Here is a 26773-nt window from a genome sequence, read left to right as displayed (position 1 = left end):
TCGTATATTGGGACATGAACGGAAAGACACCCGGCTTCAACGTGATCGGACAGCTTGCGGCGCTTCGGCGCTATGCGCTGTCGCTCGTCCGCAATCCGGACGACGCGGAAGACCTCGTGCATGACGCGCTGGTGAAGGCCTATGAGCGCCAGTCCACCTTCCGCACCGGCGCGAATGTGCGCAACTGGCTTATGTCGATCCTGCACAATGCCCATATCGACCGCTTGCGCCAGCGGCATTCGCAAAAGCGCCGCCACGACGCCGCTGCCGAGATGGCGGAAACATCCTCGCCGGCAAACCAGGACCATTCGGTGCGCCTCACGCAGTTGCGCAACGCCTTCTTCACCCTGCCGGAGGAGCAGCGCGAAGCCCTGCACCTCGTCGCCATCGAAGAGCTTTCCTACCAGGAAGCAGCCGATACGCTCGGCATTCCGGTCGGCACGCTGATGTCGCGGGTCGCCCGCGCCCGCCAGCGGCTGCGGGCCTTTGAACAAAACGGCGCCGCCGCGCCGGTCACGCATCTCAGAATCGTCGGAGGTACTGGCGATGACCAGCAATGACCCCATCCTCGAATCCGATCTCAACGCCTATGTCGACGACCAGCTTACCGTCGGCCGACGTATCGAGGTGGAGGCCTATCTTTCGGAACGGCCGGAAATCGCCGCCCAGACCATGAAGGATCTTCGCGTGCGCGACGAACTGCGCCTGGCGCTCGCCGACCACCGCACGGTGACCCGGCAGGCAACGCGCGAAGCCGCGCGCCTGCTTGAGCGCGCGCTGTCGCGCCGTCGCATCTTCTCGGTCTTCCGCCGCGCCGCCACCATCGCGCTTTTTGTTGCCGCCGGCTGGATCGCGCATGCGACGCTCGGGCCGTTCGGCGCAACGGAAGTCATTGCCTCCACGCCACCGCCGGCCTTTGTCGAAGAGGCCGTCAGGGCGCACAAGACGACGCTGCTGCGCGACTCCATGGCTTCGCAGCCCGAAATCGAAATTTTCGATCCGGCCGAGATTCGCTCGGCGACAGCCATCGTGCTGCCGAACCTGCCGAAAGGCTGGACCGTGGTCGATACCCAGGTCTTCCCATCCGCCTACGGCCCGAGCGTCGAACTGGTGCTTGAACCCCGCAAGGGCGAACGCCTGTCGCTTTTCGCCGTGCGCCCCGGCTCCTTTGCCGTGCAGCACGTCCTGCTCTTCCACGCCGACAATGCCCGGGCCGCCTACTGGCAGATCGGCGAGGTCGCTTATGCGCTGGTGTCGGAAAGCCGGAAGGCCGACGACCTGGCGGAAACCGCGCGGGATCTCTCGCGCACGCTTTACTGATCAACCGTTCCACCGAAGGAGACCCATGATGGAACCCGTACAACAGCGATTTGGCTACGGCGCACAGGCGCAGTCGGCCGCCCTCTTCGACGAGGGCCTGCGCAAGCACATGCTGCGCGTCTACAACTACATGGGCGCAGGCCTGGTCATCACCGGCCTCGTCGCCTTCATCGTCGGCTCGACGCCGGCGCTTTACGTGCCGATCTTCTCGTCGCCGCTGAAGTGGGTGGTGATGCTGGCGCCGCTCGCCTTCGTCTTCTTCTTCTCGTTCAAGATCCAGACCATGTCGGCCAGCACGGCACAGATGATGTTCTGGGCCTTCTGCGCCGTCATGGGCCTGTCGCTCGCCTCGGTGTTCCTCGTCTTCACCGGCACGAGCATCGCGCGCACCTTCTTCATTGCAGCCACGATGTTCGGCACGACGAGCCTCTACGGCTACGTGACGAAGCGTGACCTGTCGAAGTTCGGCTCGTTCCTGATCATGGGCCTGATCGGCGTCGTCATCGCCTCGATCGTCAACATCTTCCTCGGTTCGAGCGCCCTGCAATTCGCGATTTCCGTGATCGGCATCCTCGTGTTCGTCGGCCTCACCGCCTGGGACACCCAGAACATCAAGTCGCAATATGCCGAAAACATCGACCAGGAATCGCAGCAGAAAATGGCCGTGTTCGGTGCGCTTTCGCTCTACCTGAACTTCGTCAACATCTTCCAGTTGCTGCTGAATTTCACCGGCGAACGCGAATAGTTTTCGCACTGATTTCAAAGGAAACGGCGGGGCAAAACCCCGCCGTTTCTGTTTGTGCGCACCGCAACAAAACGTAAGAAAAAACTTACATATTTTACCGTGTTGACAAATCGCCCCGTAGCGTCTTTGCTTAAGGCATTCACCAGGGGGGTCCCGACAAGGGGCTGAGATTCTGCTAGCTTTCGCAGCGCAGTGACCCGTTGAACCTGATCCAGTTCATACTGGCGTAGGGACGGTGCAAGCGCTGTTTTGACAGGTGGTCCGACGTCCGGATTCCGTGTCGGCGTCTTTCCATCATTCCGGCTCTAGGACTGGGTCTCCAAACGAAAACTTGGAGCCTCACGATGAATATTGCCGCCCAAAAGCTTACCCCCACCGTCACCACCGGCGCCCTGCCCGCCTCGCGCAAGATCCACATCGCCGGCGAACAGCACCCGCATATCCGCGTGCCGATGCGCGAGATTTCCCTGCACCCGACCTCCGGCGAGCCGCCGGTCGTGGTCTACGATGCCTCCGGCCCCTACACCGACCTCAGCCATGTCGTCGCAATCGAAGGCGGCTTGCCGCGGCTACGCGAAACGTGGGTTTCAGCCCGCGGCGACACTGTGGGCTATGAGGGCCGCCACATCCGCCCGGAAGACAACGGTTTTGCCACCGGCGAACGCCTGACGCCGGAATTCCCCGTCCGCAACCATCCCCGCCGGGCGACGGACGGCAAGGCGGTGACCCAGCTTGCCTATGCCCGCGCCGGCATCATCACGCCGGAAATGGAATTCATCGCCATCCGCGAAAACCTCGGCCGCAAGGCGGCAAAGGAGGCGCTTGCCCGCGACGGCGAGAGTTTTGGCGCACACATTCCGGATTTCGTCACGCCGGAATTCGTTCGCCAGGAAGTCGCGAGCGGCCGCGCCGTCATCCCCGCCAATATCAACCATCCGGAAGCCGAGCCGATGATCATCGGCCGGAATTTTCTGGTGAAGATCAACGCCAATATCGGCAATTCCGCCGTCACTTCTTCCATGGCGGAGGAGGTCGAAAAGATGGTCTGGGCGATCCGCTGGGGTGCGGATACCGTCATGGATCTCTCCACCGGCCGCAACATCCACAATATCCGCGAATGGATCATCCGCAATTCGCCCGTTCCGATCGGCACGGTGCCGCTCTACCAGGCGCTGGAAAAGGTCAATGGCATTGCCGAGGACCTGACCTGGGAAGTCTACCGCGACACGTTGATCGAACAGGCCGAGCAGGGCGTCGACTATTTCACCATCCACGCCGGCGTGCGCCTTCCCTACATCCCGCTCACCGTCAATCGCGTTACCGGCATCGTCTCGCGCGGCGGCTCGATCATGGCGAAGTGGTGTCTCCATCACCATCGCGAAAGCTTCCTCTACGAGCATTTCGAGGAAATCTGTGACATCTGCCGCGCCTATGATGTCACCTTCTCGCTCGGCGATGGCCTGCGCCCCGGCTCGATTGCCGACGCAAACGATGCGGCACAGTTTGCCGAACTTGAGACGCTCGGCGAGCTGACAAAGATCGCCTGGGCGAAGGACTGCCAGGTCATGATCGAAGGCCCCGGCCATGTGCCGATGCACAAGATCAAGGAGAACATGGACAAGCAGCTGCAAGTCTGCGGCGAGGCCCCGTTCTACACGCTTGGGCCGCTGACGACCGACATCGCTCCCGGCTACGACCACATCACATCGGGCATCGGTGCGGCGATGATCGGCTGGTTCGGCACCGCCATGCTCTGCTACGTCACGCCGAAAGAACATCTCGGCCTGCCGGATCGCAACGACGTGAAGGTCGGCGTCATTACCTACAAGATCGCGGCGCATGCCGCCGATCTCGCCAAGGGCCATCCGGCGGCAAAACTACGCGACGACGCATTGTCGCGCGCCCGTTTCGAGTTCCGCTGGGAGGACCAGTTCAACCTCTCGCTCGACCCGGAAACGGCGCGCTCCTTCCACGACGAGACGTTGCCGAAGGAAGCGCACAAGGTGGCGCATTTCTGCTCCATGTGCGGCCCGAAATTCTGCTCCATGCGCATCTCGCACGATATCCGCGCCGAAGCGCAGAAGGAGGGGCTGGAGGCAATGGCCGCAAAGTTCCGCGAGGGCGGCGACCTCTACATGCCGCTCGGTCAAACGCCGGCCGGAGAATGACCATGCGCGTTCTCGTCAAGGGGGCCGGCGTTGCCGGCCTGACGGTCGCCTGGCAGCTCTATCGCCACGGCTTCGACGTCACGATTGCAGAGCGCGCCGGAAAAGTCGGCACCGGCGCCTCCGGCTTTGCCGGCGGCATGCTGGCACCGTGGTGCGAGCGGGAAAGCGCCGAGGAGCCAGTGCTGACGCTCGGACGCATGGCCGCCGACTGGTGGGAGGCCGCCCTGCCCGGCCATGTGTACCGTCGCGGCACCCTGGTCGTCGCTGGCGGCCGCGATGCCGGCGAACTCGACCGTTTTGCCGGCCGCACCAGCGGCTGGGAATGGCTGGACGATGCAGGGATCTCGGCTCTCGAGCCGGATCTCGCCGGCCGTTTCCGCAAGGCGCTGTTCTTCCGGCAGGAGGCGCATCTCGATCCTCGCAAGGCGCTTTCCGCGTTGACCGCAGGCCTTGAAGAGGCGCGCATGCGTTTCCTCTTCGGCGCAGCCGGCGAGCCAGCCCGCTACGATCGGGTGATCGACTGCACGGGTGCTGCCCGGATCGGCCGCCTTCCGAACCTTCGGGGCGTGCGCGGAGAAATGCTGTCGCTCGAAAGCGACGAGATAACCCTCTCCCGCCCCGTCCGCCTACTGCATCCACGCCATCCGATCTACATCGTGCCGCGCGACAAGGGCCGCTTTATGGTCGGCGCGACCATGATCGAAAGTGAGGATACCGGCCCCATCACCGCCCGTTCGCTGATGGAGTTGCTCAATGCCACATACGCGCTCCACCCCGCCTTCGGGGAAGCGCGGCTTGTGGAAACAGGCGCAGGCGTGCGTCCTGCCTACCCCGACAACCTGCCCCGTGTGACGGAAGACGGCGACACTCTCCACGTCAATGGCTTCTACCGGCACGGCTTTCTGCTCGCCCCTGCCATGGCGGGCGAGGTCGCACGGCGGCTTCTGGCAGAACAGAGACAACCGGAAAGGCGGGCATCATGACCTTCATCATCAATGGCGAGGAACAGCAGGTTGCGGCCGCCACACTCGCCGACCTGCTCTCCACCCTCGACTACGAGGGCGAATGGCTGGCGACGGCGGTGAACGGTGAGCTGGTGCACCACGAGGATCGCGCCGGCTTCACGCTTGGAGACCGTGACCGCATCGAAATCCTGTCACCCATGCAGGGAGGCTGATGTGTTGAAGCTTTATGATATCGAGGTTCAATCCCGCCTGCTGCTCGGCACCGCGCGTTATCCTTCCCCCGCCATTCTGGCCGAGTCGGTGCGGCGCTCCAAAACGGAAATCGTCACCGTATCGCTGCGCCGGGAGACGTCCGGCGGCAAGGCGAGTGGCGCCTTCTTCGAGCTGATCCGTGAGCTCGGCGTGCGCGTCCTGCCCAATACCGCCGGCTGCCACAGCGTGCAGGAGGCTGTGCTGACGGCGAAGATGGCGCGGGAGGTTTTCCGCACCGACTGGATCAAGCTGGAGGTGATCGGCCATCACGATACGCTGCAGCCCGATGTCTTCGGCCTCATCGAGGCGGCCCGCATCCTGAGTGGTGAGGGTTTTCAGGTCTTTCCCTACACGACCGACGATCTCGTCGTGGCAGAAAAGCTGCTGGAAGCCGGCTGCCGGGTGCTCATGCCCTGGTGCGCGCCGATCGGCTCGGCCATGGGGCCGGTCAATCCGATGGCGCTGCGCACGTTCCGTGCACACTTTCCGGATGTGCCGCTGATCGTCGATGCCGGCATCGGCCGCCCCTCGCACGCCGCCCAGGTCATGGAACTCGGCTACGACGCCGTGCTCCTCAACACCGCCGTCGCCGGCGCCGGCGATCCGGCCGCCATGGCCGAAGCCTTCGCGCTTGCCATCGCGGCCGGCCACCTCGCCCACGCTGCCGTCCCGCTCGAGCCGCGCGACATGGCCGTTCCCTCCACCCCCGTCATCGGAAAGGCCGTCTTCTCATGAAGCTCGACCCGTTCTACCTCATCGTCGACAGCGCCGACTGGATCGAGCGCCTCGTGCCGGTCGGCGTGAAACTCGTGCAGCTGCGCATGAAGGATTTGCCGGAGGACCGGCTGCGCGCGGAAATCCGGCGCGCAAAAACGATCTGCGCCGAACACGGCTGCCAGCTGATCATCAACGACTATTGGCGGGTCGCCATCGAGGAAGGCTGCGATTTCGTGCATCTCGGCCAGGAGGATCTGGTTACAGCCGATCTCGCCGCCATCCGCGCCGCCGGCATGAAGCTCGGCCTTTCCACCCATGACGAGGCCGAACTCGAAATCGCGCTGGCGGAAAAACCCGATTATGTGGCGTTGGGGCCGGTCTGGCCGACGATCCTGAAAAAGATGAAATGGGCACCGCAGGGCGTCGAACGGCTCAGGGACTGGAAAACACGCATCGCCCCTCTTCCGCTCGTCGCCATCGGCGGCCTTAACCCGGGTCGCCTCTCCGCCGTTTTCGAAAACGGTGCCGACAGTGCGGCCGTGGTGACCGACATTACGCTCAATGCCGACCCGGAGGCGCGCACACGCGAATGGATCGAGCGTACCGCGCGCTGGCGCTGATCAAAGCTTCCAGAGGCGTTTGGCATTGTCCGCGAAAACGCGCGCCTTATCCTCCAGGCTGACGCCGGAGAGCAGCGCCTGCGTCGCGCCGATCCAGGTGGAGAGCCCGCCGCCGAGCGTGCAGACCGGCCAGTCGCTGCCCCAGACCATGCGGTCGAAGCCGAAACTGTCCGCAACATGGGTAAAATAGGGTTTGAGATCCTCTAGCGTCCAGTTTTCCGCGCCATAGGCCGGAATGCCGGAAAGTTTTACCGTCACGTTCGGCCGGCGCGCAATCTCCGCGACCGGTCCCTTCCACACGTCAAAACCACCGCCCTTGATGTCCGGCACGCCGCAATGGTCGAGCACGAAGGAGACATCGGGGGCGAGGTCGGCCAAGGCGATCGCCTTTTCGATCTGGTGCGGCAAGACGCAGAGATCGAAATTGAGCCCGGTTCCCGCCAGTCGCTTGATGTTTTCCCGAAACAGCACGCCCTCGGAAACATCATCCGGCACGACGTGCAGCACACGGCGGAAGCCGCGCACGAAGGGATTGGCAAGCACCGTTTCCAGATAGGCCGGGAAATCCTGCACCTCCGGCCGGCAGGCGGCGATGGCGCCGACGAGCAGACTGCCTTCCTCCCGCGCGAGCGCTTCGACCATCTCTGTTTCCCGCGGAATATCGCTCTCCGCGACATCGACTTCCATATGCAAAGCGGCGACGATGCCGACCCTGCGCGCTTCGCGCGCATAGATTTCTTGCGTGAAATCGGCATCGAGCGGCGGCACGCTGGCGAGCCACGGATAGGAGAGCCGATCCCGGTAGATGAGATGCAGGTGTGTATCGATGATCATCCGGGCCTCCTCCAAGAATGGCAAAGACTGCCACATAAGAATGATCCATTCAAATACGAATTGCCGATCTGATTGAGTCTCACCCTTCCAATCCCGCGCCACCCCCCTAGTTCTCCCTGCAGGCATAGGAGAAACAAGATGAAGATCAGCGCACGCAACCGCCTCAAGGGCAAGATCGTCGAAGTCGTTCTCGGCGCAACGACCGCCCATGTCCGTATCGATGTCGGCGGCTCGATCATCACCGCGGCGATCACCAACGATGCGGTGAACGATTTAGGCCTTGCCGCCGGGCAGGAAGCCTATGCGGTGATCAAGGCGTCGGACGTTATGGTCGCCATCGACGATTAGTCGTCGATCTTCTTGCACATATGCACCTGGCCGGTCTCGTAATCGCCCTTCTGCGGCGGTGCGATCGGCTTGAAAAGTGTGCGGTCGGGCTTGAGGTCGATGAGCGGCGTGCCGTCGAGGCAATCGAGGCCACGCACGAAGAGACGATTTCCCTCGATCTTCTCCAAGGCGACGATCGACGTGCCGATCGGATTGGGCCTGACGGGCGAGCGGAGCGAAAAGGTGCCGTGCACCTCGCCATTCGAGGCCGGACTTTGCAGCACGAGGTCGCGGCGCGACTGGTGCAACCAATAGAGCACCTCCAGCCGCTCGAAGCGCTCGACACCCGCAAGGGCCTGCACCCAGGGCTCGAAAATCTCGATCGTGCAAACCGGCCCGTCATGACGCCCCTGCCGCGGCGTTTCCATGCGCGAGGTCCATGGCGTCGAAATCCGGCCGATGAAGACGAGTTCCGCATCCACGGCGGCTGGTGGTGTGACCACGACCTCGTTTTGACGAATTTCGTTTAGCCGGACCATGCAAATCTCCATCGCTATATTCTTTAAGATACGACGATAACGACTGCCGAAATCTTTTTAAAGATATAAATCTCGATATATCTTGATTTTCGATATATCGAGATTTATATCGGCAATATGAGACACAGAATGGGATGCGGCCCTCACCGCCATTTTTCACCGCCCGACGATCACTCGGGTTCCCACCATCGCGGCCGGCACCATGGCCCTGGCCGAGGCGGCCGCCATGGCGGGCGCCTGTTCGACTATGGCGAACTGCGCCTGCTGCTGCTTGCCATCATCGCGGATGCGCCGAGCCACGGCTATGAGCTGATCAAGACCGTCGAAGACCGCTTCGGCGGCAGCTACACCCCAAGCCCGGGCGTCATCTACCCGACGCTCTCCTGGCTCGACGACATGGGCTATGCCGTGATCGAACCGGCGGAAGGCGGGCGCAAGCGCTACAGCATCACGCCGGAGGGGAAAGCCTTTCTCTCCGCCAACCGCGCCGCGATCGACGAACTCATGGCCCGCGCCGGCAAGGGACCGGGAGGTCGCGAAGGCGTACCGGCACCCGTCGTGCGCGCCATGGAAAACCTGAAACTCGCCATGCGGCTGCGCCTGCGTGGCGGTGACCTGAGCGAAGAGGCAGCCGAAGCCATTGCCGCCGCGCTCGATCTTGCCGCAAAAACCGTGGAGAAGAGCTGATGACGACGGCCAGCAAAACCGCCATTCCGACTGAACATGCCAGCCGCTACCTGCAGCAGCTCTGCAAGCACTTTGCCCACAAGCGGCCGGTGACCTTCGATGAACAGGCCGGAGAGATTTCCTTTTCGGTCGGCGATTGCCGGCTGAAGGCGGTCGGCAGCGCGCTGCACATCGATCTCACCGCACCGAGCGCGGACGACATGGAGCAGCTGAAGGACGTGGTCATCCGCCATCTCGTCCGCTTCGCCTTCCGCGAGGAACTCGCCGTCGACTGGCAGGATGCCTGATCAGCCGGCGCCGGCAGCTTCCGAGTTCTGCCGGCGCCAGTCCGTTGGCGAAAGGCCCATGCGCTTGCGGAAGAAGCGGGAAAAATAGGCCGGGTCCTCGAAGCCGATCTCCCGGCCGATATCCTCCATCGGGCGGATGGTGAAGCGCAACAGGCGCTTGGCCTCCAGCAGGCGCCGCTCCAGTACCATCTCCTTCACCGTCTGGCCGAAGACAGTGCGCGCCGCCTTGTCGAGCAGGTGCGGCGTCGTCGCCAGCCGCTCGACATAGCGTCCGACCGGCCAGTCCTCGCGGTAATGGCGGTCGATCGCCCGGCGCAGGTCCAGCCCCAGCGCCACCACAGGCGATGCCGCCTCAAAGCCGACATTGCCGCCAAGCCGGGCCATCAGCGACAGCACGGCGCCGACGAGGCTTGCCAGCATCCGCTCACTTGCTGCGGCGCCGCCGCGATATTCCTCCATCACCATGTCGAGCAGCGCGCCGATCCGGCTCCAGCCCGGAGCGCCCGCCTCACCGGCAATGAGCACCGGTGCGTCGAGCGCAAGATCGACCTGCGGCCCAATGGCCCGCAGCAGGTCGTCCGAAATCGAAACGACAATGGCATCCGACTGTTCGCCGACATCGAATCCATGCACCACATTGCTCGGCACGAAGCTGATCGCCGGAGCGGAAAAATTCCAAGTGCGATCTTCGACCTGATAACGCCCTCCCCCGGCGAACCAATAGGTGACCTGCCCCATAAATGGATGTTTGTGCGGCGCGACGCGGCCGAAATGCAGGCTTTTTCGCTCCATGACGGTTTCGACATGCAGGAAGCCGACGTCGAGCGCGCGGCTCGGCTCGCCATAGACAAAGAAGGTGGGGACGTCGCTGCGGTCCTTCATGCCGGAAAAAGTACCAGCGAATTGCCCGGTTTGTCCATGGCCATGCCCGCCTCCCCGACCTAGCATTTGTCAGGATTTTGAGGAGGATCACCATGCGTGCGGAAGACCATCGTAGCGACAAGACCCGGCCGTTCACCGGCGCCGAATATCTCGCCAGCCTCAGGGACGGACGCGAGGTCTATATCAACGGCGAGCGCATCGCCGACGTCACCAGCCACCCCTCGATGCGCAACTCGGCGCGTTCCATCGCCCGCATGTACGATGCGCTGCACGATCAGAAGCGTCAGGAACGGCTGACGTCTCCCACCGACACCGGTTCCGGCGGCTACACGCACAAATATTTCCGCGTCGCCCATTCCGCCGCCGATCTTGTCGCACAGCAGGGCGCCATCGCCGACTGGGCGCGCATGTCCTATGGCTGGATGGGTCGCACCGCGGACTACAAGGCCGCGCTGATGAACACGCTCGGCGCCAATGCCGACTGGTACGGGCCGTTCAAGGACAATGCACTTTCCTGGCATAAACGCGCGCAGGAAAGTGTGCTCTTCATGAACCACGCCATCGTCAACCCGCCGATCGACCGCCACAAGCCGGCCGATGCGGTGAAGGACGTTTTCGTGCACATCACCAAGGAGACCGATGCCGGGATCTACGTCTCCGGCGCCAAGGTCGTCGCAACGTCCTCGGCGCTGACGCATTACAATTTCCTCGCCCAGAGTTCGGCGACCGTCACCGAGGACCCGTCGCTCTCCGTCATGTTCATCGTGCCGATGAATGCGCCGGGCGTGAAGATGTTCTGCCGCACCTCCTACGAACAGACGGCGAGCACCGCGGCCCATCCTTTCGACTACCCGCTCTCCTCGCGCTTCGATGAAAACGACGCGATCCTCGTGCTCGACAATGTCTTCATCCCCTGGGAGGACGTGCTGGTGCTGCGCGACGCGGCGAAAATCCTCTCCTTCCATCCGGCCTCAGGCTTCATGCACGGCTATTGTTTCCAGGGCTGCACACGGCTTGCGGTGAAGATGGATTTTCTGGCCGGCCTGCTCGCCAAGGCCTTGCGCGCCACCGGCGGCGATGCCTTCCGCGGCAACCAGGCGATGCTCGGCGAGGTGATCGCCATCCGTCACCAGTTCTGGTCCTTCTCGAACGCCATGGCCTACAATCCCATCCCCTGGGCGAACGGGGCGGTGCTGCCGAACCTCGAAGCCGCACTTTGCTACCGCACGTTCATGTCGGAGGCCTATCCGAAGGTCATCGACATCGTGCGCCGCACGGTCGCCTCCGGCCTCATCTACCTGCCCTCCTCCGTGAAGGATTTTGCCAATCCGCAGATCGACCGCTATCTCGCGCAATATGTGCGCGGTTCGAACGACATGGGCCATATCGAGCGCATCAAGATCATGAAGCTCTTGTGGGACGCGACCGGCACGGAATTCGGCGGCCGCCACGCACTCTACGAGCTGAACTATGCCGGTGCGCCGGAAGAGGTGCGCCTCCAGGTACTGAAGGGCGCCGAGCGCGGCGGACGGCTGAAGGAGATGGAAGCGCTCGTCGACCAATGCATGGCCGACTACGACGAGAGCGGCTGGACGGGGGATACCTGGCTGCCGCCGCAGGGTGGCGACGCTGTCCGCGACGCGGCCGAATGAGGGCCGCGCCATGGACACCCATATCTCGAAAACCGAGTTCCGCAACGCGATGGCGCGGGTCTGCGCGCCCGTCAATGTGATCACCACCAAGGGAGACGCCGGTCGCGGCGGCTTTACCGCCACCGCCATGTGCTCCGTAACGGACGAACCGCCGACGTTGCTCGTCTGCATGAACAGCCGGTCGGCCCAGACGCAACTGTTCATCGAGAACCAGCGCTTCTGCGTCAATGTGTTGACGCAAGAGCACAAGGCGCTCGCCGCCTCTTTCGCAGGACAGCAGACGGACATGGCGGCACGTTATGCCGATGCCAACTGGACGGACCTGCCCTCGGGCAACCAGGCGCTGGCGGACGCCATCGTCTCCTTCGATTGCCGGTTGACGGAAGCCCGGCTCGTCGGCACCCATAACATCTTCATCGGCGAGGTGGTGGACATCCGCTGCCGGCGCGACGGGCATGCACTGCTCTATTTCGATCGCAACTATGTGCATGTGCCGACGCAGACGGGAAGCTTTGGCGGCTGACACGCGACAGAAGCCTCTTGACAAACGGCCATATATTTAACACGTTAAATAAAAAGCTGCACCGGGAGGAACGATGCCGCACCTGATCGTCGAATACTCGGCCAATCTCGAAGGCCGCACCGATCTCGACGCGCTCTGCGCGGCGCTGTTGGAAACGGTGCTGGAAACCGGCCTTTTCGAGGTCGGCGCGCTGCGTGTGCGAGCCCTTCGCTTCGATCACTATGCGATTGCCGATCGGCTGCCGGAAAACGCCTTTGTCGATCTCAACTTCCGGATCGGCAAGGGCCGCAGCGCGGAAGAGAAGAAACGCACCGGCGAGGCACTCTTCGCTACGGCAAGCCGGCTGCTCGCCCCCCTCTTCGAGACGCCGCACTTCGCGCTTTCGCTGGAAATCCGCGAGATCGACGCGGAACTGAGCTGGAAGAAGAATGCCATTCATCCGCGCCTGCGCGGCAAGTAACGGGACTCCCATGACGAAACTTCAGGAAAACATCACGAAGGCGGAGGCCTACCTCGCCCGCTTCAAGCAAAACGGCGTGCTGAACCGCATAGCCGGCGAGGACGTGCCGGCTGCGGATGGCGCTACCTTCGAGACCATTTCTCCCGTCGACCTGAAGCCGCTTGCCAAAGTGGCGCAGGGCAAGGCCGCCGACATCGACCGCGCCGCCAGGGCCGCCAAGGCCGCCTTCGCCGACTGGGCGACGATGCCGGGCGATGCCCGGAAAAAACTGCTGCACAAGATCGCCGATGCGATCGTTGCGCGCGCCGAAGAAATCGCCTTCGTCGAATGCATGGATACCGGGCAGTCGCTGCGCTTCATGGCGAAAGCCGCACTGCGCGGGGCGGAGAACTTCCGCTTCTTCGCCGACCGCGCGCCGGAAGCGCGTGACGGCAAGACGCTGCGCACCGAGGGCCAGGTCAACATGACGACCCGCGTGCCGATCGGTCCGGTTGGCATCATCACTCCGTGGAACACACCCTTCATGCTCTCCACGTGGAAGATCGCGCCGGCGCTCGCGGCGGGCTGCACCATCGTGCACAAGCCGGCCGAGTTCTCGCCGCTGACCGCGCGCCTGCTCGTCGAGATCGCCGAAGAGGCCGGCCTGCCGAAGGGCGTGTGGAACCTCGTCAACGGTTTTGGCGAGGATGCCGGCAAGGCGCTGACCGAACACCCGCTGATCAAGGCGATCGGCTTTGTCGGTGAAAGCCGCACCGGTTCGATGATCATGAAACAGGGCGCCGACACGCTGAAGCGCGTGCATTTCGAACTCGGCGGCAAGAATCCCGTCATCGTCTTTGCCGATGCCGACCTCGAACGCGCGGCCGATGCCGCCGTCTTCATGATCTATTCGCTGAACGGTGAGCGCTGCACCTCCTCCTCCCGCCTGCTGGTGGAAGAGAGCATCTATGAGACGTTCACCGCACTCGTCGCTGAAAAGGCGAAACGCATCACGGTCGGCCATCCGCTCGATCCCGAAACCGTCGTCGGCCCGCTGATCCATCCGGTGCACGAGAAGAAGGTGCTGGAATATATCGCGATCGGCCGGGAGGAAGGCGCCACGGTTGCCGCCGGCGGCGAAAAATTCGAAGGGCCGGGCGGCGGATGCTACGTCTCGCCGACACTCTTCACCGGCGCAAACAATGCCATGCGCATTGCGCAGGAGGAAATCTTCGGCCCGGTGCTGACGGCCATCCCCTTCAAGGACGAAGCGGACGCTTTGGCGCTCGCCAATGACGTCCAGTATGGCCTCACCGGCTATCTCTGGACGGCGGACGTCACGCGCGCCTTCCGCTTTACCGATCATCTCGAGGCCGGGATGATCTGGGTGAATTCGGAGAATGTGCGCCACCTGCCGACGCCCTTCGGTGGGGTCAAGAATTCCGGCATCGGCCGCGATGGCGGCGACTGGTCCTTCGACTTCTATATGGAGACGAAGAACGTCGCCTTCGCCACGAGCGCCCACGCCATCCCGAAACTCGGCGGCTGATCGCCCAAAGACAAGACTGCGCCCGTCCTCGTTTGCCGAGGCGGGCTTGAGGAGGACCCCATGCCCGTACCCCAGCCTAATCTCTACCCGCCCTTCAACATCATCCGGCTCAGCCACGTCGAGTTTGGCGTCACCGACCTCGCAAAATCCCGCGCCTTCTATGTCGATACGCTCGGCCTGCAAGTGACGGACGAGACGGCGGACACGATCTACCTGCGCGCCATGGAAGAGCGCGGCCACCATTGCATCGTGCTGAAGAAATCGGAGAAGGCAGAAGCCCGCGACCTCGGCTTCAAGGTGTTCGACGACGAAGACCTCGACAAGGCGGTGCATTTCTTCAAGGGCAAGGGCCTGCCGGTGGAATGGGTGGAGCGCCCCTACCAGGGCCGCACTTTCCGCACGCGCGATCCGCATGGCATTCCGCTGGAATTCTACACGAAAATGGACCGCCTGCCGCCGATCCACCAGAAATATGCGCTCTATCGCGGCGTCAAACCGCTGCGCATCGATCATTTCAACTGCTTCTCGCCGAATGTCGACGAAAGCGTCGCCTTCTACAACGAGATCGGCTTCCGCGTGACGGAATATACCGAGGATGAAGAAACGGGCCGGCTTTGGGCGGCCTGGACGCATCGCAAGGGCGGCGTGCACGACATCGCGTTCACCAACGGCCGGGGCCCACGCCTGCATCACACCGCCTTCTGGGTGCCGACACCGCTCAACATCATCGACCTGCTCGACCTGATGGCGACGACCGGCTGGGTCGCCAATATCGAGCGCGGCCCCGGCCGACACGGCATTTCCAACGCCTTCTTCCTCTACATCCTCGATCCGGATGGCCATCGCATCGAGATCTACTGCTCGGACTACCAGACGGTGGACCCGGACCTCGAGCCGATCAAATGGGACCTGAAGGATCCGCAACGCCAGACGCTGTGGGGGTCTCCGGCGCCGAAATCCTGGTTCGAGCACGGTAGCCTGTTTGCCGGCACCGAGGTGTCGGATTCGCAGCTCAAGGCGCAGCCGATTATCGCCCCCTGACGGGCATTGCAATCGGGCGCCCGAGCGCCGAGAAGAGTGCAGCGCCGTCAAGGGAGTGAGACATGGACAGCGAAGAATTCCGCCAATGGTCGCGTACGGTTGCCGATTGGGGCGCCGATTATCGCGCTGGCCTGCGTGATCGGCCGGTGCGCGCGCAGACCAAGCCGGGCGACATCATCAAGCAGATCGCCGATGCGGCCCCGGAAGCCGGCGAAACGATGGAGACGATCTTCGCCGATTTCGAGCGCATCATTCCCGATGGCCTCACCCATTGGCAACATCCGCGCTTCTTCGCCTATTTCCCGGCCAATGCCGCCCCGGTCTCGGTGATCGCGGACTATCTTGTCACGTCCGTCGCCGCCCAGTGCATGCTGTGGCAAACATCGCCGGCCGCAACCGAGCTGGAAACCCGCGTTGTCGACTGGCTGCGCCAGGCGCTCGGCCTGTCGGACGGTTTTGCCGGCGTCATCCAGGATTCCGCCTCGACCGCGACGCTGGCCGCCGTGCTGGTGATGCGCGAAAAGGCGCTCGACTGGAAGGGCAATAGCGAGGGGTTGTCGGCACACAAGGCGGTGCGCGTCTATGCGTCGAAACAGGTGCACACCTCCATCGACCGGGCGATCTGGATATCAGGCATCGGCGAGGCGAATCTCGTGCGCATCCCGACCAAGGGGCCGCTGAACGGCATGGACCCGGATGCGCTCGATGCCGCGATCAAAGCGGACATTGCTGCTGGCCACATCCCGGCCGGCGTCATCGCCTGCACCGGCGGCACCTCGATCGGCGCCTGTGACCCGATCCGCGACATCGCGGCGGTCGTGAAGGCCCATGGCCTTTACCTGCATGTCGATGCCGCCTGGGCGGGCTCCGCCATGATCTGTCCGGAGTTCCGTGACCTCTGGGACGGTGTCGAGGCGGCGGATTCCATCGTGTTCAACCCGCACAAATGGCTCGGCGCCAATTTCGATTGCTCGGTGCAGTTCATCCGCAGCCCGGCCGACCAGGTTCGCACGCTGGCCATCCAGCCGGAATATCTCAAGACCCACGGCCATGACGGCATCATCAACTATTCCGAATGGTCCGTGCCGCTCGGCCGCCGTTTTCGCGCGCTGAAACTGTGGTTCCTGCTGCGCTATCATGGGCTCGAAGGCCTGCGCACGATGATCCGCAACCATGTGACGTGGTCGGAGGAACTGGCGAAGCGGTTGGCCGCCGAGGCGGATTTCGAGATCGTCAGCCAGCCGGTGCTCTCGCTCTTCTCCTTCCGCCACAAGGGTGGCGGGGATGAGCACAACATCGCGCTGGTCAACGCCATCAACGACGACGGCCGCATCTACCTGACGCAGACGCGCGTCGACGGCCGCATCGCCATCCGCTTCCAGGCGGGACAGTTCGAGATGATCCGCGACGACGCCGACACCGCCTTCACGGTGATCACCGAGATCGCCCGCACGTTGAAATAGGAGACAACCGTGACCGAACGGCCCCGCCTCGCCGGCTTTTCCCATCAGGGCATCCTGAAATACGGGCTCGTCAAATCCGATGGCATCGTCGACCTTTCCGCCCGCCACGGTGAACGCTGGCCGACATTGCGCGAGGTGATCGAGGCGGGTGCCCTGGCCAGCCTGGCGGAGGAGGCGGCGTCGCTTCCCGCCGACCATGCGTTCGCCGACATCGTCTACGAAATCCCTCTCCCCGCGCCGGAAAAGATCATCTGCGTCGGCGTGAACTTTCCGGACCGCAACGAGGAATACAAGGACGGCCAGGCCGCCCCTTCCAATCCCTCCCTGTTCATCCGCTTCCCGCGCTCCTTCACCGGCCACGACCGCCCGCTGATCCGCCCACCGGAAAGCCCGCAGCTCGACTATGAGGGCGAAATCGTCATCGTGATCGGCAAGGGCGGCCGGCGCATTTCGGAAACCGATGCGCTGAACCATATCGCGGCCCTTTCGCTCTGCAACGAGGGCACGATCCGCGACTGGGTGCGGCACGCAAAATTCAACGTCACGCAGGGCAAGAATTTCGACGCGACCGGCTCCATCGGCCCCTGGCTGGTGCCCTATACGGATGAAAGCCAGCTGGCCGATATCAAGCTCGAAACCCGCGTCAACGGCGAGGTGCGCCAGAGCGACCGCACCAGCCGGATGATCTTCTCCTTCCGCAAGATCATCAATTACATCTCCACCTTCACGACGCTGGTGCCGGGTGACATCATCGTCTGCGGCACGCCGACCGGCGCCGGCGCACGCTTCGAGCCGCCGATCTGGCTGAAGCCCGGCGATGTGGTCGAGGTCGAGGCCGAGGGCATCGGCCTGCTGCGCAACACCATTGCCGACGAGGTTCAACCATGATGACGCCGGACGACATCCGACTTGCCGCAGAAAGCCTCGACGCGGCCGAACGCACCCGCGTCCAGATCGGCCTGCTCTCGCTGAAACACCCCGCGATCAGCATGGACGATGCCTATGCGATCCAGGGCGCCTGGGTGAAGAAGAAGATCGCCGACGGCCGCAAGGTCATCGGCTGGAAGATCGGCCTCACCTCCAAGGCCATGCAATATGCGCTGAACATCGACATCCCCGATTCCGGCGTGCTCTTCGACGACATGGTCTTCGAGGACGGCGCGACGGTGCCGGCAGGCCGCTTCATCCAGCCGCGCGTCGAGGCCGAGATCGCCTTCGTCATGAAGGCGCCGCTGAAAGGCCCCGGCGTCACCGTCTTCGATGTGCTGAACGCCACCGACTATGTGACGCCCGCACTCGAAATCCTCGACACCCGCATCCTGCGCGTCGATCCCGAGACGAAGAAGGCCCGCACCATCTTCGACACGATTTCCGACAATGCCGCCAATGCCGGCATCGTCATGGGCGGCCGTGCAGTGCGGCCTGGTGAGATCGACATGCGCTGGATGGGCGCCATCGTCAGCCGCAATGCGGAGGTCGAGGAAACCGGGCTCGGCGCCGGCGTGCTCAACCAACCGGCCCGGGGCGTCGCCTGGCTCGCCAACCGGCTGGCGCAATACGGAGACGGTATCGAAGCGGGACAGATCGTGCTGGCCGGCTCCTTCATCCGCCCGATCGAAGCCCGCCATGGCGATACGATCGTTGGCGATTTCGGTCCCTACGGCACCGTCAGCCTGTTCTTCGCATAGAAGGAATTTGCCCCATGCCCGCTCCAAAAAACCGCTTCAAGCAGGCGCTGAAGGAAGGCCGTGCGCAGATCGGGCTCTGGCAGGCGCTCGCCAATGCCTACACGGTCGAGATCTGCGCGGACGCCGGCTACGACTGGCTGTTGCTCGACGCCGAGCACGCACCGAACGACGTGCCGCTGCTCGTCTCGCAGCTTCAGGCGATGAAGGGCACGGCGAGCCATGCCGTCATCCGCCCGCCGATCGGCGAGACCTGGATCGTCAAGCAGCTGCTCGATATTGGCGCCCAGACCCTGCTCATCCCGATGGTCGACAGCAAGGCGATGGCGGAGACGATGGTGAAGGCCTTGCGCTATCCGCCGCATGGCGTGCGCGGCGTTGGCGCAGCCCTTGCGAGAGCCTCCGCCTTCAACCGCACGACGGATTATCTCCAGACCGCCAATGACGAGGTCTGCCTGCTGCTGCAGGTCGAAAGCCGCGCCGGCCTCGACGCGCTCGATGATATTGCCGGCACGGAGGGCGTCGACGGTGTCTTCATCGGCCCGGCCGATCTTGCCGCCGACATGGGCTTTCTGGGCAGGCCCGGTGCGCCGGAAGTACAGGCCGAAGTGGAGAAGGCACTCCTCAAGATCCAGTCGCACGGCAAGGCGGCGGGCATCCTGATCGGCGATCTCGGCCTCGCCAAACGCTACCTCGAGCTTGGCGCCACCTTCGTCGCCATCGGCAACGACGTGACACTGCTCGCTAATGCCACGACGAAGCTGCTCGCCGATTTCCAGGCCGCCGAGCCGGCCAAGGCCCCGGCGACCGCCAAGGTCTACTGATCCTCAGAGCTGGATCCAGGCGGTCTTCAGCTCGGTATATTTGTCGAGCGCGTGCAACGACTTGTCATGGCCGTTGCCGGATTGGCGCATGCCGCCGAGCGGCACCGTATTGTCCGCGCCGCCATAGGTGTTGACATGCACGACACCGGCCTTGACCTGCCGCACCATGCGGTGGGCTCGGGAAAGGTTGCCGGTCCACACCGCCGAGGCGAGACCGTAGTCCGTGCCATTGGCGATCCGCACGGCCTCCGCTTCGTCCTCGAAGGGAATGACCGACAGGACCGGGCCGAAAACCTCCTCGCGGGCGATGCGCATATCCGGCGACACGCCGTCGAAGATCGTCGGTTGGAGGAAATAGCCGCCCGTCTCCTCAAACAGCCGCTTGCCGCCGGTCCGCAACGTCGCGCCCTCGCGCGCGGCATCCTCGATGAAGGCGATGTCCTTCAGGAGTTGCGCCTCACTCGATACGGCACCGGCTTCGGTTGCCAGATCCAGCGGATCACCGAGCTTCATCGCCTCGGTGATTGCGACGAGACGGGCGGTGAACTCCGCGTGGATCGATTTTTCGACCAGCAGCCGTGAGCCGGCGACGCAGACCTGTCCGGCATTGCGAAAAATTCCGTAGGCCGAGGTTTTTGCCGCCTTGTCGAGGTCCGGCGCATCGGCGAAGACGATGTTCGGCGACTTGCCGCCAAGCTCCAGATAGACCCGCTTCAGGTTGGAGCGGGCGGAATATTCGAGCAGCCGCCGGCCAACCGGGCCGGAGCCGGTGAAGACCAGCACGTCGACATCCATGTGCAGGCCGAGCGCCTCGCCCGCCACCTGCCCGCGACCGGTAACGACATTGAGAACGCCGTCCGGTAATCCCGCCTCGGCGCAGAGTTCGGCAAGGCGCAGCAGGCTGAGCGAAGCGATTTCCGCCGGTTTCAGCACCACGGAATTGCCGGCCGCAAGCGCCGGCGCGATCTTCCAGGCGCCGATCATCAACGGGAAATTCCACGGCACGATAGCGCCGACCACACCCACCGGTTCGCGATGGATGAGGCCCAGCACGTTTTCTGCCGTGGGCGCGATCTCGCCATAGACCTTGTCGATCGCCTCGGCATAGTAGCGGAACGTGCCGGCAGCGCTGCCGGGCTCGGCCTTCAGCGCCATCTGGATTTCCGTGCCGTTGTCGCGCACGCCGAGCACAGCCAGTTCCAGGGCATGTTTCTCGATCAGCTCGGCAACGCGCAGCAACACCTTCCTGCGCTCGGCGGGGGCTGCGCGGGACCAGACGCCCTTGTCGAAGGCCGCCCTAGCCGCCCGCACCGCACGATCGACATCCTCCGCCCCGCCATCGGCGATGCTGGTCAATTCCCGGCCGTCGAGGGGGGATATCGTCGGCAGGCGGCGGCCGTCCGCCGCATCGGCCCAGGCGCCGCCGATGAAGAGTTTTCCCGGACTGGCGGGGCGCTGGCGTTCCTGGTCGATGCGGTCCTGCATGGTCTTCCCTTTCCTTCGGGCGGGCGGCTCGGAACAGCCGCCCGCGATCTTGTCAGTTTGCCTGGCCGAGGCCAAGGCGGGCATAGGATGCCGGATCGGCGCCCTTGAGACGCATGGCAAGCACCAGGCCGAGCAGCGCGGCCAGCAGGACAAGGCCCGGCAGGATGACCGCAAGCGCTCCGCTGGCGCCGGCAAGATCGCCGAAATTGCGCACGATCGTGACGATGACGGCCAGCAGGATGAGGCCCGTGACGGCCGGCACCACCTTTGTCGTCAGCGCATTCTTTTCGAGCCCCGGATTGCGGCTGAAGAAGACGACGATGGCGAAGGCCGTCATCGCCATCAACACGATGACGCCGAGCGTGCCGACATTGGTCATCCAGGAAAACAGTGCCAGCACCGGATCCTGCCCCGTGACCGCAAAGAGCGCGATGACGGCAACGGCAATCGCCGTCTGGACGAGCGAGGCGACATGCGGGCTCTGGAAGGCCGGATGGGTGACGCCGAGGCCGGCAGGCAGCAGCCGTTCGCGACCGGCGACATACATGTAGCGTGCGACACCGTTGTGGAAGGCCAGAACGCCGGCAAACAGGCTGGTGATCAGCAGGATGTTCATGATCGGCGACAACCAGGCGCCGACATAGCGCTCGGAAATCACGAAGAGGAAGGTCGTCGGATCAGCCAGGCCCTGCAGTTCCGGCAGGAGCTTTTCGTAACCGGCGGCATTCACCATCAGCCAGGAGGTGAACATGTAGAAGACGCCGATCAGCAGTACCGAAGCATAGGTGGCGATCGGGATGGTACGGTGCGGCTCGCGTGCCTCTTCGCTATAGATCGTCGTCGCCTCGAAACCGATGAAGGCGGCGAAGCCGAACAGCAGGCCGATTGCCGGCGAGCCGGAGAAGAAGGCATCCGTACTGAAGGGCGCAAGCGAAAGACCGCTGTCTCCGCCCGTGCCGATCACCGCGAAATCGATGACCAGCACGACGAGATATTCGAGCACGACGAGCACCGTCAGGATCTTGGCCGAAAGATCGACCCGGCGGTAGCCGAGCACCGCGACGGCGGCGATGCCGAGGAACGTATAGACCCACCACGGCAGGTCTATGCCGAGGCCAGCGAAGAAGCCGGCGGTGATGGCGCCGAACAGGCCGAAAATACCGATCTGCATGGCATTGTAGGACAGGATGGCAATGAGCGCCGCCGCCCCGCCGACATAACCGCCGAAACCCTGCGTCGTATAGGCGTAGAAGGCCCCGGCATTGCGGATATGCCGCGCCATGGCGACATAGCCGACGGCAAAGAGCAGCAGGATGACCGTCACCGCCAGGAAGGTGGCCGGCATGCCGGCGCCGTTGCCGAGCAACATGGCGAGCGGAACACCGCCCGCGACCGCCGTCAGTGGTGCGGCGGCGGAAACGACGAGGAAGGTCACGGCCAAAGCGCCGAGACTGTCCTTTCTGAGGCGGTTGTCGCCCGATGAAATGCTGTCTGTCATGATACGTTCCCCTTCATGCAGTGGTGAAGCGCGACCGGAACCTCCTTTCCGGGCGCGGGGGCCGATTGGCCAAAACGCTGCAAAAATGTCCGGTTTGCCGGATCTGATTTCGGTTCAAATATTAAACCGGTGGTTTAAATATAGACTTGCAAACTTGCCTGACTGCTGTCAAGTTATTTCGCATGTTAAGTAATTGGAGGGGTCGTGAGCACTGTCGCAAAGGCCCTCGCGCTGCTGAACCTGGTGGCCGCCGAGGAGGAGGAAAAGGGACTTTCCGAGCTTGCCCGGCTCGCCGGCATGGACAAGGCGACGACGCGGCGCATGCTGGTGGAACTGGAGGCACACGGCTTTCTGGAACAGGACACCGTGACGCGCCGCTACAGGATCGGTGCTACCCCGGTGCGGCTCGCCCGCATTCGCGAGGCCCGCGTGCCGCTGCTGCGCGCCGCCATTCCGTTCGTAAAGGAATTGGCGCAAGCGACCGGCGAAACCTGCCATCTCGCGGAATTTTCCGGCGGCGCACTGCATTCGCTGCATGTCGAGGATTGCCCCAAGGCGCACCGTGTTATCGTCGATGTCGGCATCATCCTGCCGCTGCACGCCACTGCTTCCGGCCTCGCCTTCCTTGCGCCTTTGCCGCACGATGCCGCCGAGGCCTTGCTCAAGGAACCCCTCGAAGCCTTCACGGATGCCACCGTCACGGATCTCGCAACGCTTCGCCAGCGCCTCGACGAGACCCGCAAACGCGGCTGGTCGATCAACCGCAACGGGCTCGAAGCCGGCGTCGTCAGCGTCGCGGCGGCCGTGCTCGGCGCCGATCGCCGGCCCATTGCCACACTCGCCATCGCCGCACCGGACGTGCGCATCGACGCGCCGCATCTTGAGGAACTGGGCCTCCAGGTGGCGGACGCCGCCAGCCGGCTTTCGGCGCGATTGAACGGAAACGAGGGTGCACCAAGCGCCCCGCTCAAAATGATCAGGGGAATGAGACCATGAGCGACGAACCCAAGGTGCCGAACATCCTCGTCTTCGGCACCGGCGATACGAAGGCCGACGAGTTGCAGTTCATGGCGGAGGTGATCCGCACCGCCGGCGGCCGGCCGGTGCTGGTCGATGTCAGCGTGCTTGCCGACCCGCCCTACCAGCCGGATTTTTCACGCCACGACATCGCCGCAGCAGCGGAAACGACGATCGAAGCGATCGCGACGAGCGGCGACGAATACAGTGCCATGGCCTTGATGGCCAAGGGGGCCGCAACACTCACCCGCAAGCTGTTCGACGACGGCAAGGTGGACGGCGTCATCCTGCTCGGTGGCTCCATGGGCACGGACCTGGCGCTGGATGTCGCCGCCTGCCTTCCGCTCGGCGTGCCGAAATTTGTCGTCTCGACCATCGCCTATTCCCACCTCATCCCGCCGGAACGCATCGCTCCCGACCTGATGATGATCCTCTGGGCCGGCGGGCTGCATGGCCTCAACCCGATCTGTAAGTCCGTGCTTTCACAGGCCTGCGGCGCCGTCGTCGGCGCCGCCCGGTTCAGTGTCCGCCCGGCGGGCGACCGGCCGCTCATCGGCATGACCTCGCTCGGCTCGAGCTGCCTTAAGTATATGAAGCACCTCCAGCCGGCGCTGGAAAAACGCGGCTACGACGTCGCCGTCTTTCACGCCACCGGCATGGGCGGGCGCGCCTTCGAGGCGATCGCCGCCGAGGGCGGTTTTGCGGCGGTCTTCGATTTCTGCACGCAGGAGGTCAACAACCACCTGAACGGCACCTGCGTCACTTCAGGTCCGGATCGACTGGAAAATGCCGGCCGGCGGGGCATCCCGCAGATCGTTGCGCCCGGCGGTCTCGACATGGTGGACCTCCAGGCCTGGCACGACCTGCCTACATCGCTTGCCGACCGGCCGTACCACGCGCACAACCGCCTGCTCGGCTCGGTCACAACCGACAATGACGGCCGCCGGGATATCGCCCGCGTCGTCGCGGAAAAACTTGCGGCTGCGGCGGGCGAAACGGCCTTCATCCTGCCTGCCGGCGGCATTCAGGAATGGGACAAGCCGGAGGAGCCGTTGCACGATCCGGATGGGCTTGCGGCGCTCATCGAGGCGTTCCGTTCGGCGCTACCCGCATCGGTCGTGCTGCACGAGATCGACGCCCATATCAACGACCCTGCCTTTTCAACGAAAGCGCTGGAAATTTTCGACGGCTGGGTAGCACGCGGCGTGGTGCCGGGTGGAAAGGCGGAAGCGGCATGACGAAAGCGCTGATCCTCGATTTCGGCGGCGTCGTCACCCGAACGCTGTTCGAAACGCATGGCGTTACCGAGCGCGCTCTGGGGCTCGCCCCCGGCACGCTCACCTGGAAGGGACCGTTCGATCCATCGACCGACCCGCTCTGGCAGCGCATGCAGAACCGCGAAATCACCGAGCGCGATTACTGGATGGAACGCACCCGCGAGACCGGCCGGCTGATCGGCGAGGACTGGACGGACATGAAGACCTTCGTCCAGCGTGCCCGCGGCGCCGAACCGGACCTCGTCTTGCGCCCGGAAGCGCGTGAGACGATCCTTGCGGCAAAGGCCGCCGGCGTGAAGCTCGCCATCCTCTCCAACGAACTCGATCTCTTCTACGGCGTCGATTTCCGCAAGCGCTTCCCGCTGATCGACCTTTTCGACGTCATCGTCGACGCCACCTATACCGGCATCCTGAAACCCGACCCGCGCGCCTACGAGCAGGCGATCGCCGAAATCCAGGTCGCAAAAGAGAACTGCGTCTTCGTCGACGACCAGAAGAAGAACATCGAGGGCGCCGACGCGGTCGGCCTGCCCAATGTGCATTTCGACGTCACCCGCCCCGCCGAAAGTTATGCCGAAGCCAGAGCGATGCTCGGCCTCTAGAAAACCGGAGAAGCACCATGCGTGAAACCAATTTCCTCGTCGAGAACAATGCCCGTCATCTCTGGCATCCCATGGCGCACCCGGCGGAAATGCGCGCCAACCCGCCAAAAATCGTCAACGCCGCAGCGGGCGTCGAGATCACCGACCTGCAAGGCAAGACCGTGCTCGATGCGGTCGGCGGCCTGTGGAACGTCAATCTCGGTTATTCCTGCGAGCCGGTGAAGGCAGCGATCCGCGACCAGCTCGACCAGCTTCCCTACTATTCCACCTTCCGCGGCACGACCAATTCTCCGCTGATCGAACTGTCCTACGAGCTTGCCGAATGGTTCAAGGAAGACGGGCTGACGCGCGCCTTCTTCACCTCGGGCGGCTCGGATTCGGTGGAAACGTGCCTGCGCCTCGCCCGCCAGTATCACAAGATCAACGGGCAGCCGGAACGCACGAAGTTCATCGCGCTGAAGAAGGGATATCACGGCACTCATTTTGGCGGCGCGTCGGTCAACGGCAACGCCAATTTCCGCCGCAACTACGAACCGCTGCTGCCCGGCGTTACGCATCTGGCAAGCCCCTATCTCTACCGCAATCCCTTCGGCACCGAGGATCCGGCGACACTGGCAAGCCTCATCGCCAAACAGTTTGAGGATGAGATCGCCTTCCAGGGCGCCGATACGATCGCGGCCCTCATCATGGAACCGGTGCTGGGTGCCGGCGGCGTGATCGTGCCACACGAGACATTCATGCCGCTGATGCGCGACATCTGCGACCGGCACGGCATCCTGCTGATCGCCGACGAGGTGATCACCGCCTTCGGCCGCACCGGCGCCTGGACCGGATCCCGCCTGTGGGGCGTCAAGCCCGACTTCATGTCCACCGCGAAGGCCATCACCAATGGCTATTTCCCCTTCGGCGCGGTGATGATCGCCGACAGGATCGCGGAAGCCTTCGAGGCCAACAAGAACAGTTTTGGCGCGATCGGCCACGGCTACACCTATTCCGGCCATCCGGTGGGTGCGGCGGCGGCTTTGGCGACGCTGAAGGAAACCAGGCGCGCCGATGTCGCGACGAATGCCGCCGCGCGCGGCTTGGAACTGATGGCCGGGCTCGAAGGACTGAAAGCGAAACACGAGATCATCGGCGATGTGCGCGGCAAGGGGCTGATGTGCGCGCTCGAACTCGTCGCCGACCGCAAGACCAAGGCGTCGGCTGCAAAGGATGTCGTCGCGACGATCTATGAGGGCACCTACGATGCCGGTGTGATGGTGCGCACCTCCGGCGCCAACATCATCCTGTCGCCGCCGCTCATCATTACTGCGACGGATGTGGAGCGCATCGTCGCAGCACTCGATGCCGGTCTCGGCAAGGTCGCGCGTTGACC

Annotated in this window: 29 protein-coding genes and 1 riboswitch; of the genes, 24 read left to right on the top strand and 5 right to left on the bottom strand. The window is 63.8% G+C overall.

Annotated elements, in window-relative coordinates:
• Positions 1–14 precede the first annotated feature (14 nt).
• From ACT6VE_RS13145 to ACT6VE_RS13110, 8 genes are all read left to right on the top strand, one after another.
• Positions 15–560 carry a sigma-70 family RNA polymerase sigma factor gene (locus ACT6VE_RS13145; RefSeq protein WP_444799040.1) on the top strand — a complete coding sequence of 182 codons (546 nt, stop codon included), beginning with the start codon at positions 15–17 and terminating at the stop codon, positions 558–560.
• A complete protein-coding gene (locus ACT6VE_RS13140) occupies positions 547–1320 on the top strand; it encodes an anti-sigma factor family protein (RefSeq protein ID WP_444799039.1) in 774 nt (257 codons plus the stop codon). Before ACT6VE_RS13145 ends, ACT6VE_RS13140 begins: the two co-directional genes overlap by 14 nt.
• A gap of 28 nt (positions 1321–1348) precedes the next feature.
• Positions 1349–2065 (top strand): Bax inhibitor-1/YccA family protein, encoded by a 717-nt coding sequence (locus ACT6VE_RS13135; RefSeq protein WP_444799038.1) that lies wholly within the window; start codon positions 1349–1351, stop codon positions 2063–2065.
• 134 nt (positions 2066–2199) lie between these two features.
• Positions 2200–2316, top strand: a riboswitch (TPP riboswitch).
• A 93-nt stretch (positions 2317–2409) separates the two neighbouring features.
• Positions 2410–4233, top strand: a complete 1824-nt coding sequence (gene thiC, locus ACT6VE_RS13130) for a phosphomethylpyrimidine synthase ThiC (protein WP_444799037.1) — start codon at positions 2410–2412, stop codon at positions 4231–4233.
• 2 nt (positions 4234–4235) lie between these two features.
• Complete coding sequence (gene thiO, locus ACT6VE_RS13125; RefSeq protein ID WP_444799036.1) at positions 4236–5216, top strand: glycine oxidase ThiO; 981 nt, start codon at positions 4236–4238, stop codon at positions 5214–5216.
• Entirely contained in the window at positions 5213–5410 is a 198-nt protein-coding gene (gene thiS / locus ACT6VE_RS13120) for a sulfur carrier protein ThiS (protein ID WP_444799035.1), read from the top strand. The genes thiO and thiS overlap by 4 nt, the downstream gene beginning before the upstream one ends.
• A 1-nt stretch (position 5411) precedes the next feature.
• A complete protein-coding gene (locus ACT6VE_RS13115; RefSeq protein WP_444799034.1) occupies positions 5412–6185 on the top strand; it encodes a thiazole synthase in 774 nt (257 codons plus the stop codon).
• On the top strand, positions 6182–6787 hold the full coding sequence (locus ACT6VE_RS13110; RefSeq protein ID WP_444799033.1) for a thiamine phosphate synthase: 606 nt from the start codon (positions 6182–6184) through the stop codon (positions 6785–6787). The genes ACT6VE_RS13115 and ACT6VE_RS13110 overlap by 4 nt, the downstream gene beginning before the upstream one ends.
• Here the strand turns inward: ACT6VE_RS13110 and ACT6VE_RS13105 are convergent, their stop codons facing one another.
• Positions 6788–7621: an amidohydrolase family protein gene (locus ACT6VE_RS13105; protein ID WP_444799032.1), complete on the bottom strand. Its 834-nt coding sequence runs from the start codon at positions 7619–7621 to the stop codon at positions 6788–6790. It abuts the gene before it with no gap.
• Positions 7622–7759: 138 nt separating this feature from the next.
• On the opposite strand from ACT6VE_RS13105, the gene ACT6VE_RS13100 reads away from it, so the two are divergent.
• Complete coding sequence (locus tag ACT6VE_RS13100; RefSeq protein WP_069060988.1) at positions 7760–7969, top strand: TOBE domain-containing protein; 210 nt, start codon at positions 7760–7762, stop codon at positions 7967–7969.
• Here ACT6VE_RS13100 and tsaA read toward each other — a convergent pair.
• Positions 7966–8487, bottom strand: coding sequence for a tRNA (N6-threonylcarbamoyladenosine(37)-N6)-methyltransferase TrmO (tsaA, locus tag ACT6VE_RS13095; RefSeq protein WP_444799031.1), 522 nt, complete (start codon positions 8485–8487; stop codon positions 7966–7968). The genes ACT6VE_RS13100 and tsaA overlap by 4 nt on opposite strands.
• Positions 8488–8616: 129 nt before the next feature.
• Here tsaA and ACT6VE_RS13090 point away from each other — a divergent pair, with 129 nt between their 5' ends.
• Positions 8617–9174, top strand: coding sequence for a PadR family transcriptional regulator (locus ACT6VE_RS13090; RefSeq protein ID WP_444799030.1), 558 nt, complete (start codon positions 8617–8619; stop codon positions 9172–9174).
• Positions 9174–9461 (top strand): DUF2218 domain-containing protein, encoded by a 288-nt coding sequence (locus ACT6VE_RS13085; protein ID WP_444799029.1) that lies wholly within the window; start codon positions 9174–9176, stop codon positions 9459–9461. Before ACT6VE_RS13090 ends, ACT6VE_RS13085 begins: the two co-directional genes overlap by 1 nt.
• Here ACT6VE_RS13085 and ACT6VE_RS13080 read toward each other — a convergent pair whose 3' ends face one another.
• Positions 9462–10343, bottom strand: a complete 882-nt coding sequence (locus ACT6VE_RS13080; RefSeq protein ID WP_444799028.1) for a helix-turn-helix domain-containing protein — start codon at positions 10341–10343, stop codon at positions 9462–9464. It lies immediately after the preceding gene.
• 92 nt (positions 10344–10435) lie between these two features.
• Here ACT6VE_RS13080 and ACT6VE_RS13075 point away from each other — a divergent pair, with 92 nt between their 5' ends.
• The 9 genes from ACT6VE_RS13075 (at position 10436) to hpaI (ending at position 19519) form a co-directional block, all read left to right on the top strand.
• Positions 10436–11995 carry a 4-hydroxyphenylacetate 3-hydroxylase N-terminal domain-containing protein gene (locus tag ACT6VE_RS13075; RefSeq protein ID WP_444799027.1) on the top strand — a complete coding sequence of 520 codons (1560 nt, stop codon included), beginning with the start codon at positions 10436–10438 and terminating at the stop codon, positions 11993–11995.
• Between the two features lie 10 nt (positions 11996–12005).
• Positions 12006–12518 carry a flavin reductase gene (locus ACT6VE_RS13070; RefSeq protein WP_444799026.1) on the top strand — a complete coding sequence of 171 codons (513 nt, stop codon included), beginning with the start codon at positions 12006–12008 and terminating at the stop codon, positions 12516–12518.
• A 73-nt stretch (positions 12519–12591) separates the two neighbouring features.
• Entirely contained in the window at positions 12592–12978 is a 387-nt protein-coding gene (locus tag ACT6VE_RS13065; protein WP_444799025.1) for a 5-carboxymethyl-2-hydroxymuconate Delta-isomerase, read from the top strand.
• Between the two features lie 10 nt (positions 12979–12988).
• Positions 12989–14506: a 5-carboxymethyl-2-hydroxymuconate semialdehyde dehydrogenase gene (gene hpaE, locus ACT6VE_RS13060; RefSeq protein ID WP_444799024.1), complete on the top strand. Its 1518-nt coding sequence runs from the start codon at positions 12989–12991 to the stop codon at positions 14504–14506.
• Positions 14507–14566: 60 nt separating this feature from the next.
• Positions 14567–15547 carry a 3,4-dihydroxyphenylacetate 2,3-dioxygenase gene (gene hpaD, locus ACT6VE_RS13055; protein WP_069060981.1) on the top strand — a complete coding sequence of 327 codons (981 nt, stop codon included), beginning with the start codon at positions 14567–14569 and terminating at the stop codon, positions 15545–15547.
• Between the two features lie 62 nt (positions 15548–15609).
• Positions 15610–17010, top strand: coding sequence for a pyridoxal phosphate-dependent decarboxylase family protein (locus ACT6VE_RS13050; protein WP_444799023.1), 1401 nt, complete (start codon positions 15610–15612; stop codon positions 17008–17010).
• Positions 17011–17019: 9 nt separating this feature from the next.
• Positions 17020–17898, top strand: coding sequence for a fumarylacetoacetate hydrolase family protein (locus tag ACT6VE_RS13045; RefSeq protein ID WP_444799022.1), 879 nt, complete (start codon positions 17020–17022; stop codon positions 17896–17898).
• Positions 17895–18698, top strand: a complete 804-nt coding sequence (hpaH, locus tag ACT6VE_RS13040; protein ID WP_444799021.1) for a 2-oxo-hept-4-ene-1,7-dioate hydratase — start codon at positions 17895–17897, stop codon at positions 18696–18698. The genes ACT6VE_RS13045 and hpaH overlap by 4 nt, the downstream gene beginning before the upstream one ends.
• A 14-nt stretch (positions 18699–18712) precedes the next feature.
• A complete protein-coding gene (gene hpaI / locus ACT6VE_RS13035) occupies positions 18713–19519 on the top strand; it encodes a 4-hydroxy-2-oxoheptanedioate aldolase (protein ID WP_444799020.1) in 807 nt (268 codons plus the stop codon).
• Positions 19520–19522: 3 nt separating this feature from the next.
• Here hpaI and ACT6VE_RS13030 read toward each other — a convergent pair whose 3' ends face one another.
• A complete protein-coding gene (locus tag ACT6VE_RS13030; RefSeq protein ID WP_444799019.1) occupies positions 19523–21004 on the bottom strand; it encodes an aldehyde dehydrogenase in 1482 nt (493 codons plus the stop codon).
• A gap of 52 nt (positions 21005–21056) precedes the next feature.
• Positions 21057–22502 (bottom strand): APC family permease, encoded by a 1446-nt coding sequence (locus ACT6VE_RS13025; protein WP_444799018.1) that lies wholly within the window; start codon positions 22500–22502, stop codon positions 21057–21059.
• A 204-nt stretch (positions 22503–22706) separates the two neighbouring features.
• On the opposite strand from ACT6VE_RS13025, the gene ACT6VE_RS13020 reads away from it, so the two are divergent.
• Genes ACT6VE_RS13020 through ACT6VE_RS13005 form a run of 4 tightly spaced genes read left to right on the top strand, consistent with a single transcriptional unit; the run spans position 22707 to position 26771 of the window.
• The gene (locus ACT6VE_RS13020) at positions 22707–23498 is read left to right on the top strand and encodes an IclR family transcriptional regulator (RefSeq protein ID WP_444799017.1); all 792 of its coding nucleotides are present in this window, start codon (positions 22707–22709) and stop codon (positions 23496–23498) included.
• Positions 23495–24757 carry a Tm-1-like ATP-binding domain-containing protein gene (locus ACT6VE_RS13015; RefSeq protein ID WP_444799016.1) on the top strand — a complete coding sequence of 421 codons (1263 nt, stop codon included), beginning with the start codon at positions 23495–23497 and terminating at the stop codon, positions 24755–24757. The genes ACT6VE_RS13020 and ACT6VE_RS13015 overlap by 4 nt, the downstream gene beginning before the upstream one ends.
• Positions 24754–25398 (top strand): HAD family hydrolase, encoded by a 645-nt coding sequence (locus ACT6VE_RS13010; protein WP_444799015.1) that lies wholly within the window; start codon positions 24754–24756, stop codon positions 25396–25398. The genes ACT6VE_RS13015 and ACT6VE_RS13010 overlap by 4 nt, the downstream gene beginning before the upstream one ends.
• 17 nt (positions 25399–25415) lie before the next feature.
• Positions 25416–26771 (top strand): aspartate aminotransferase family protein, encoded by a 1356-nt coding sequence (locus ACT6VE_RS13005; protein ID WP_444799014.1) that lies wholly within the window; start codon positions 25416–25418, stop codon positions 26769–26771.
• The last annotated feature ends 2 nt before the right edge of the window (positions 26772–26773 follow it).

This window comes from Shinella sp., assembly GCF_052438155.1.
In the GTDB taxonomy this organism is placed as follows: Bacteria; Pseudomonadota; Alphaproteobacteria; order Rhizobiales; family Rhizobiaceae; genus Shinella.
Note: the sequence above shows the minus strand (reverse complement) of the source record. Positions and strands in the feature narration are given on the sequence as shown.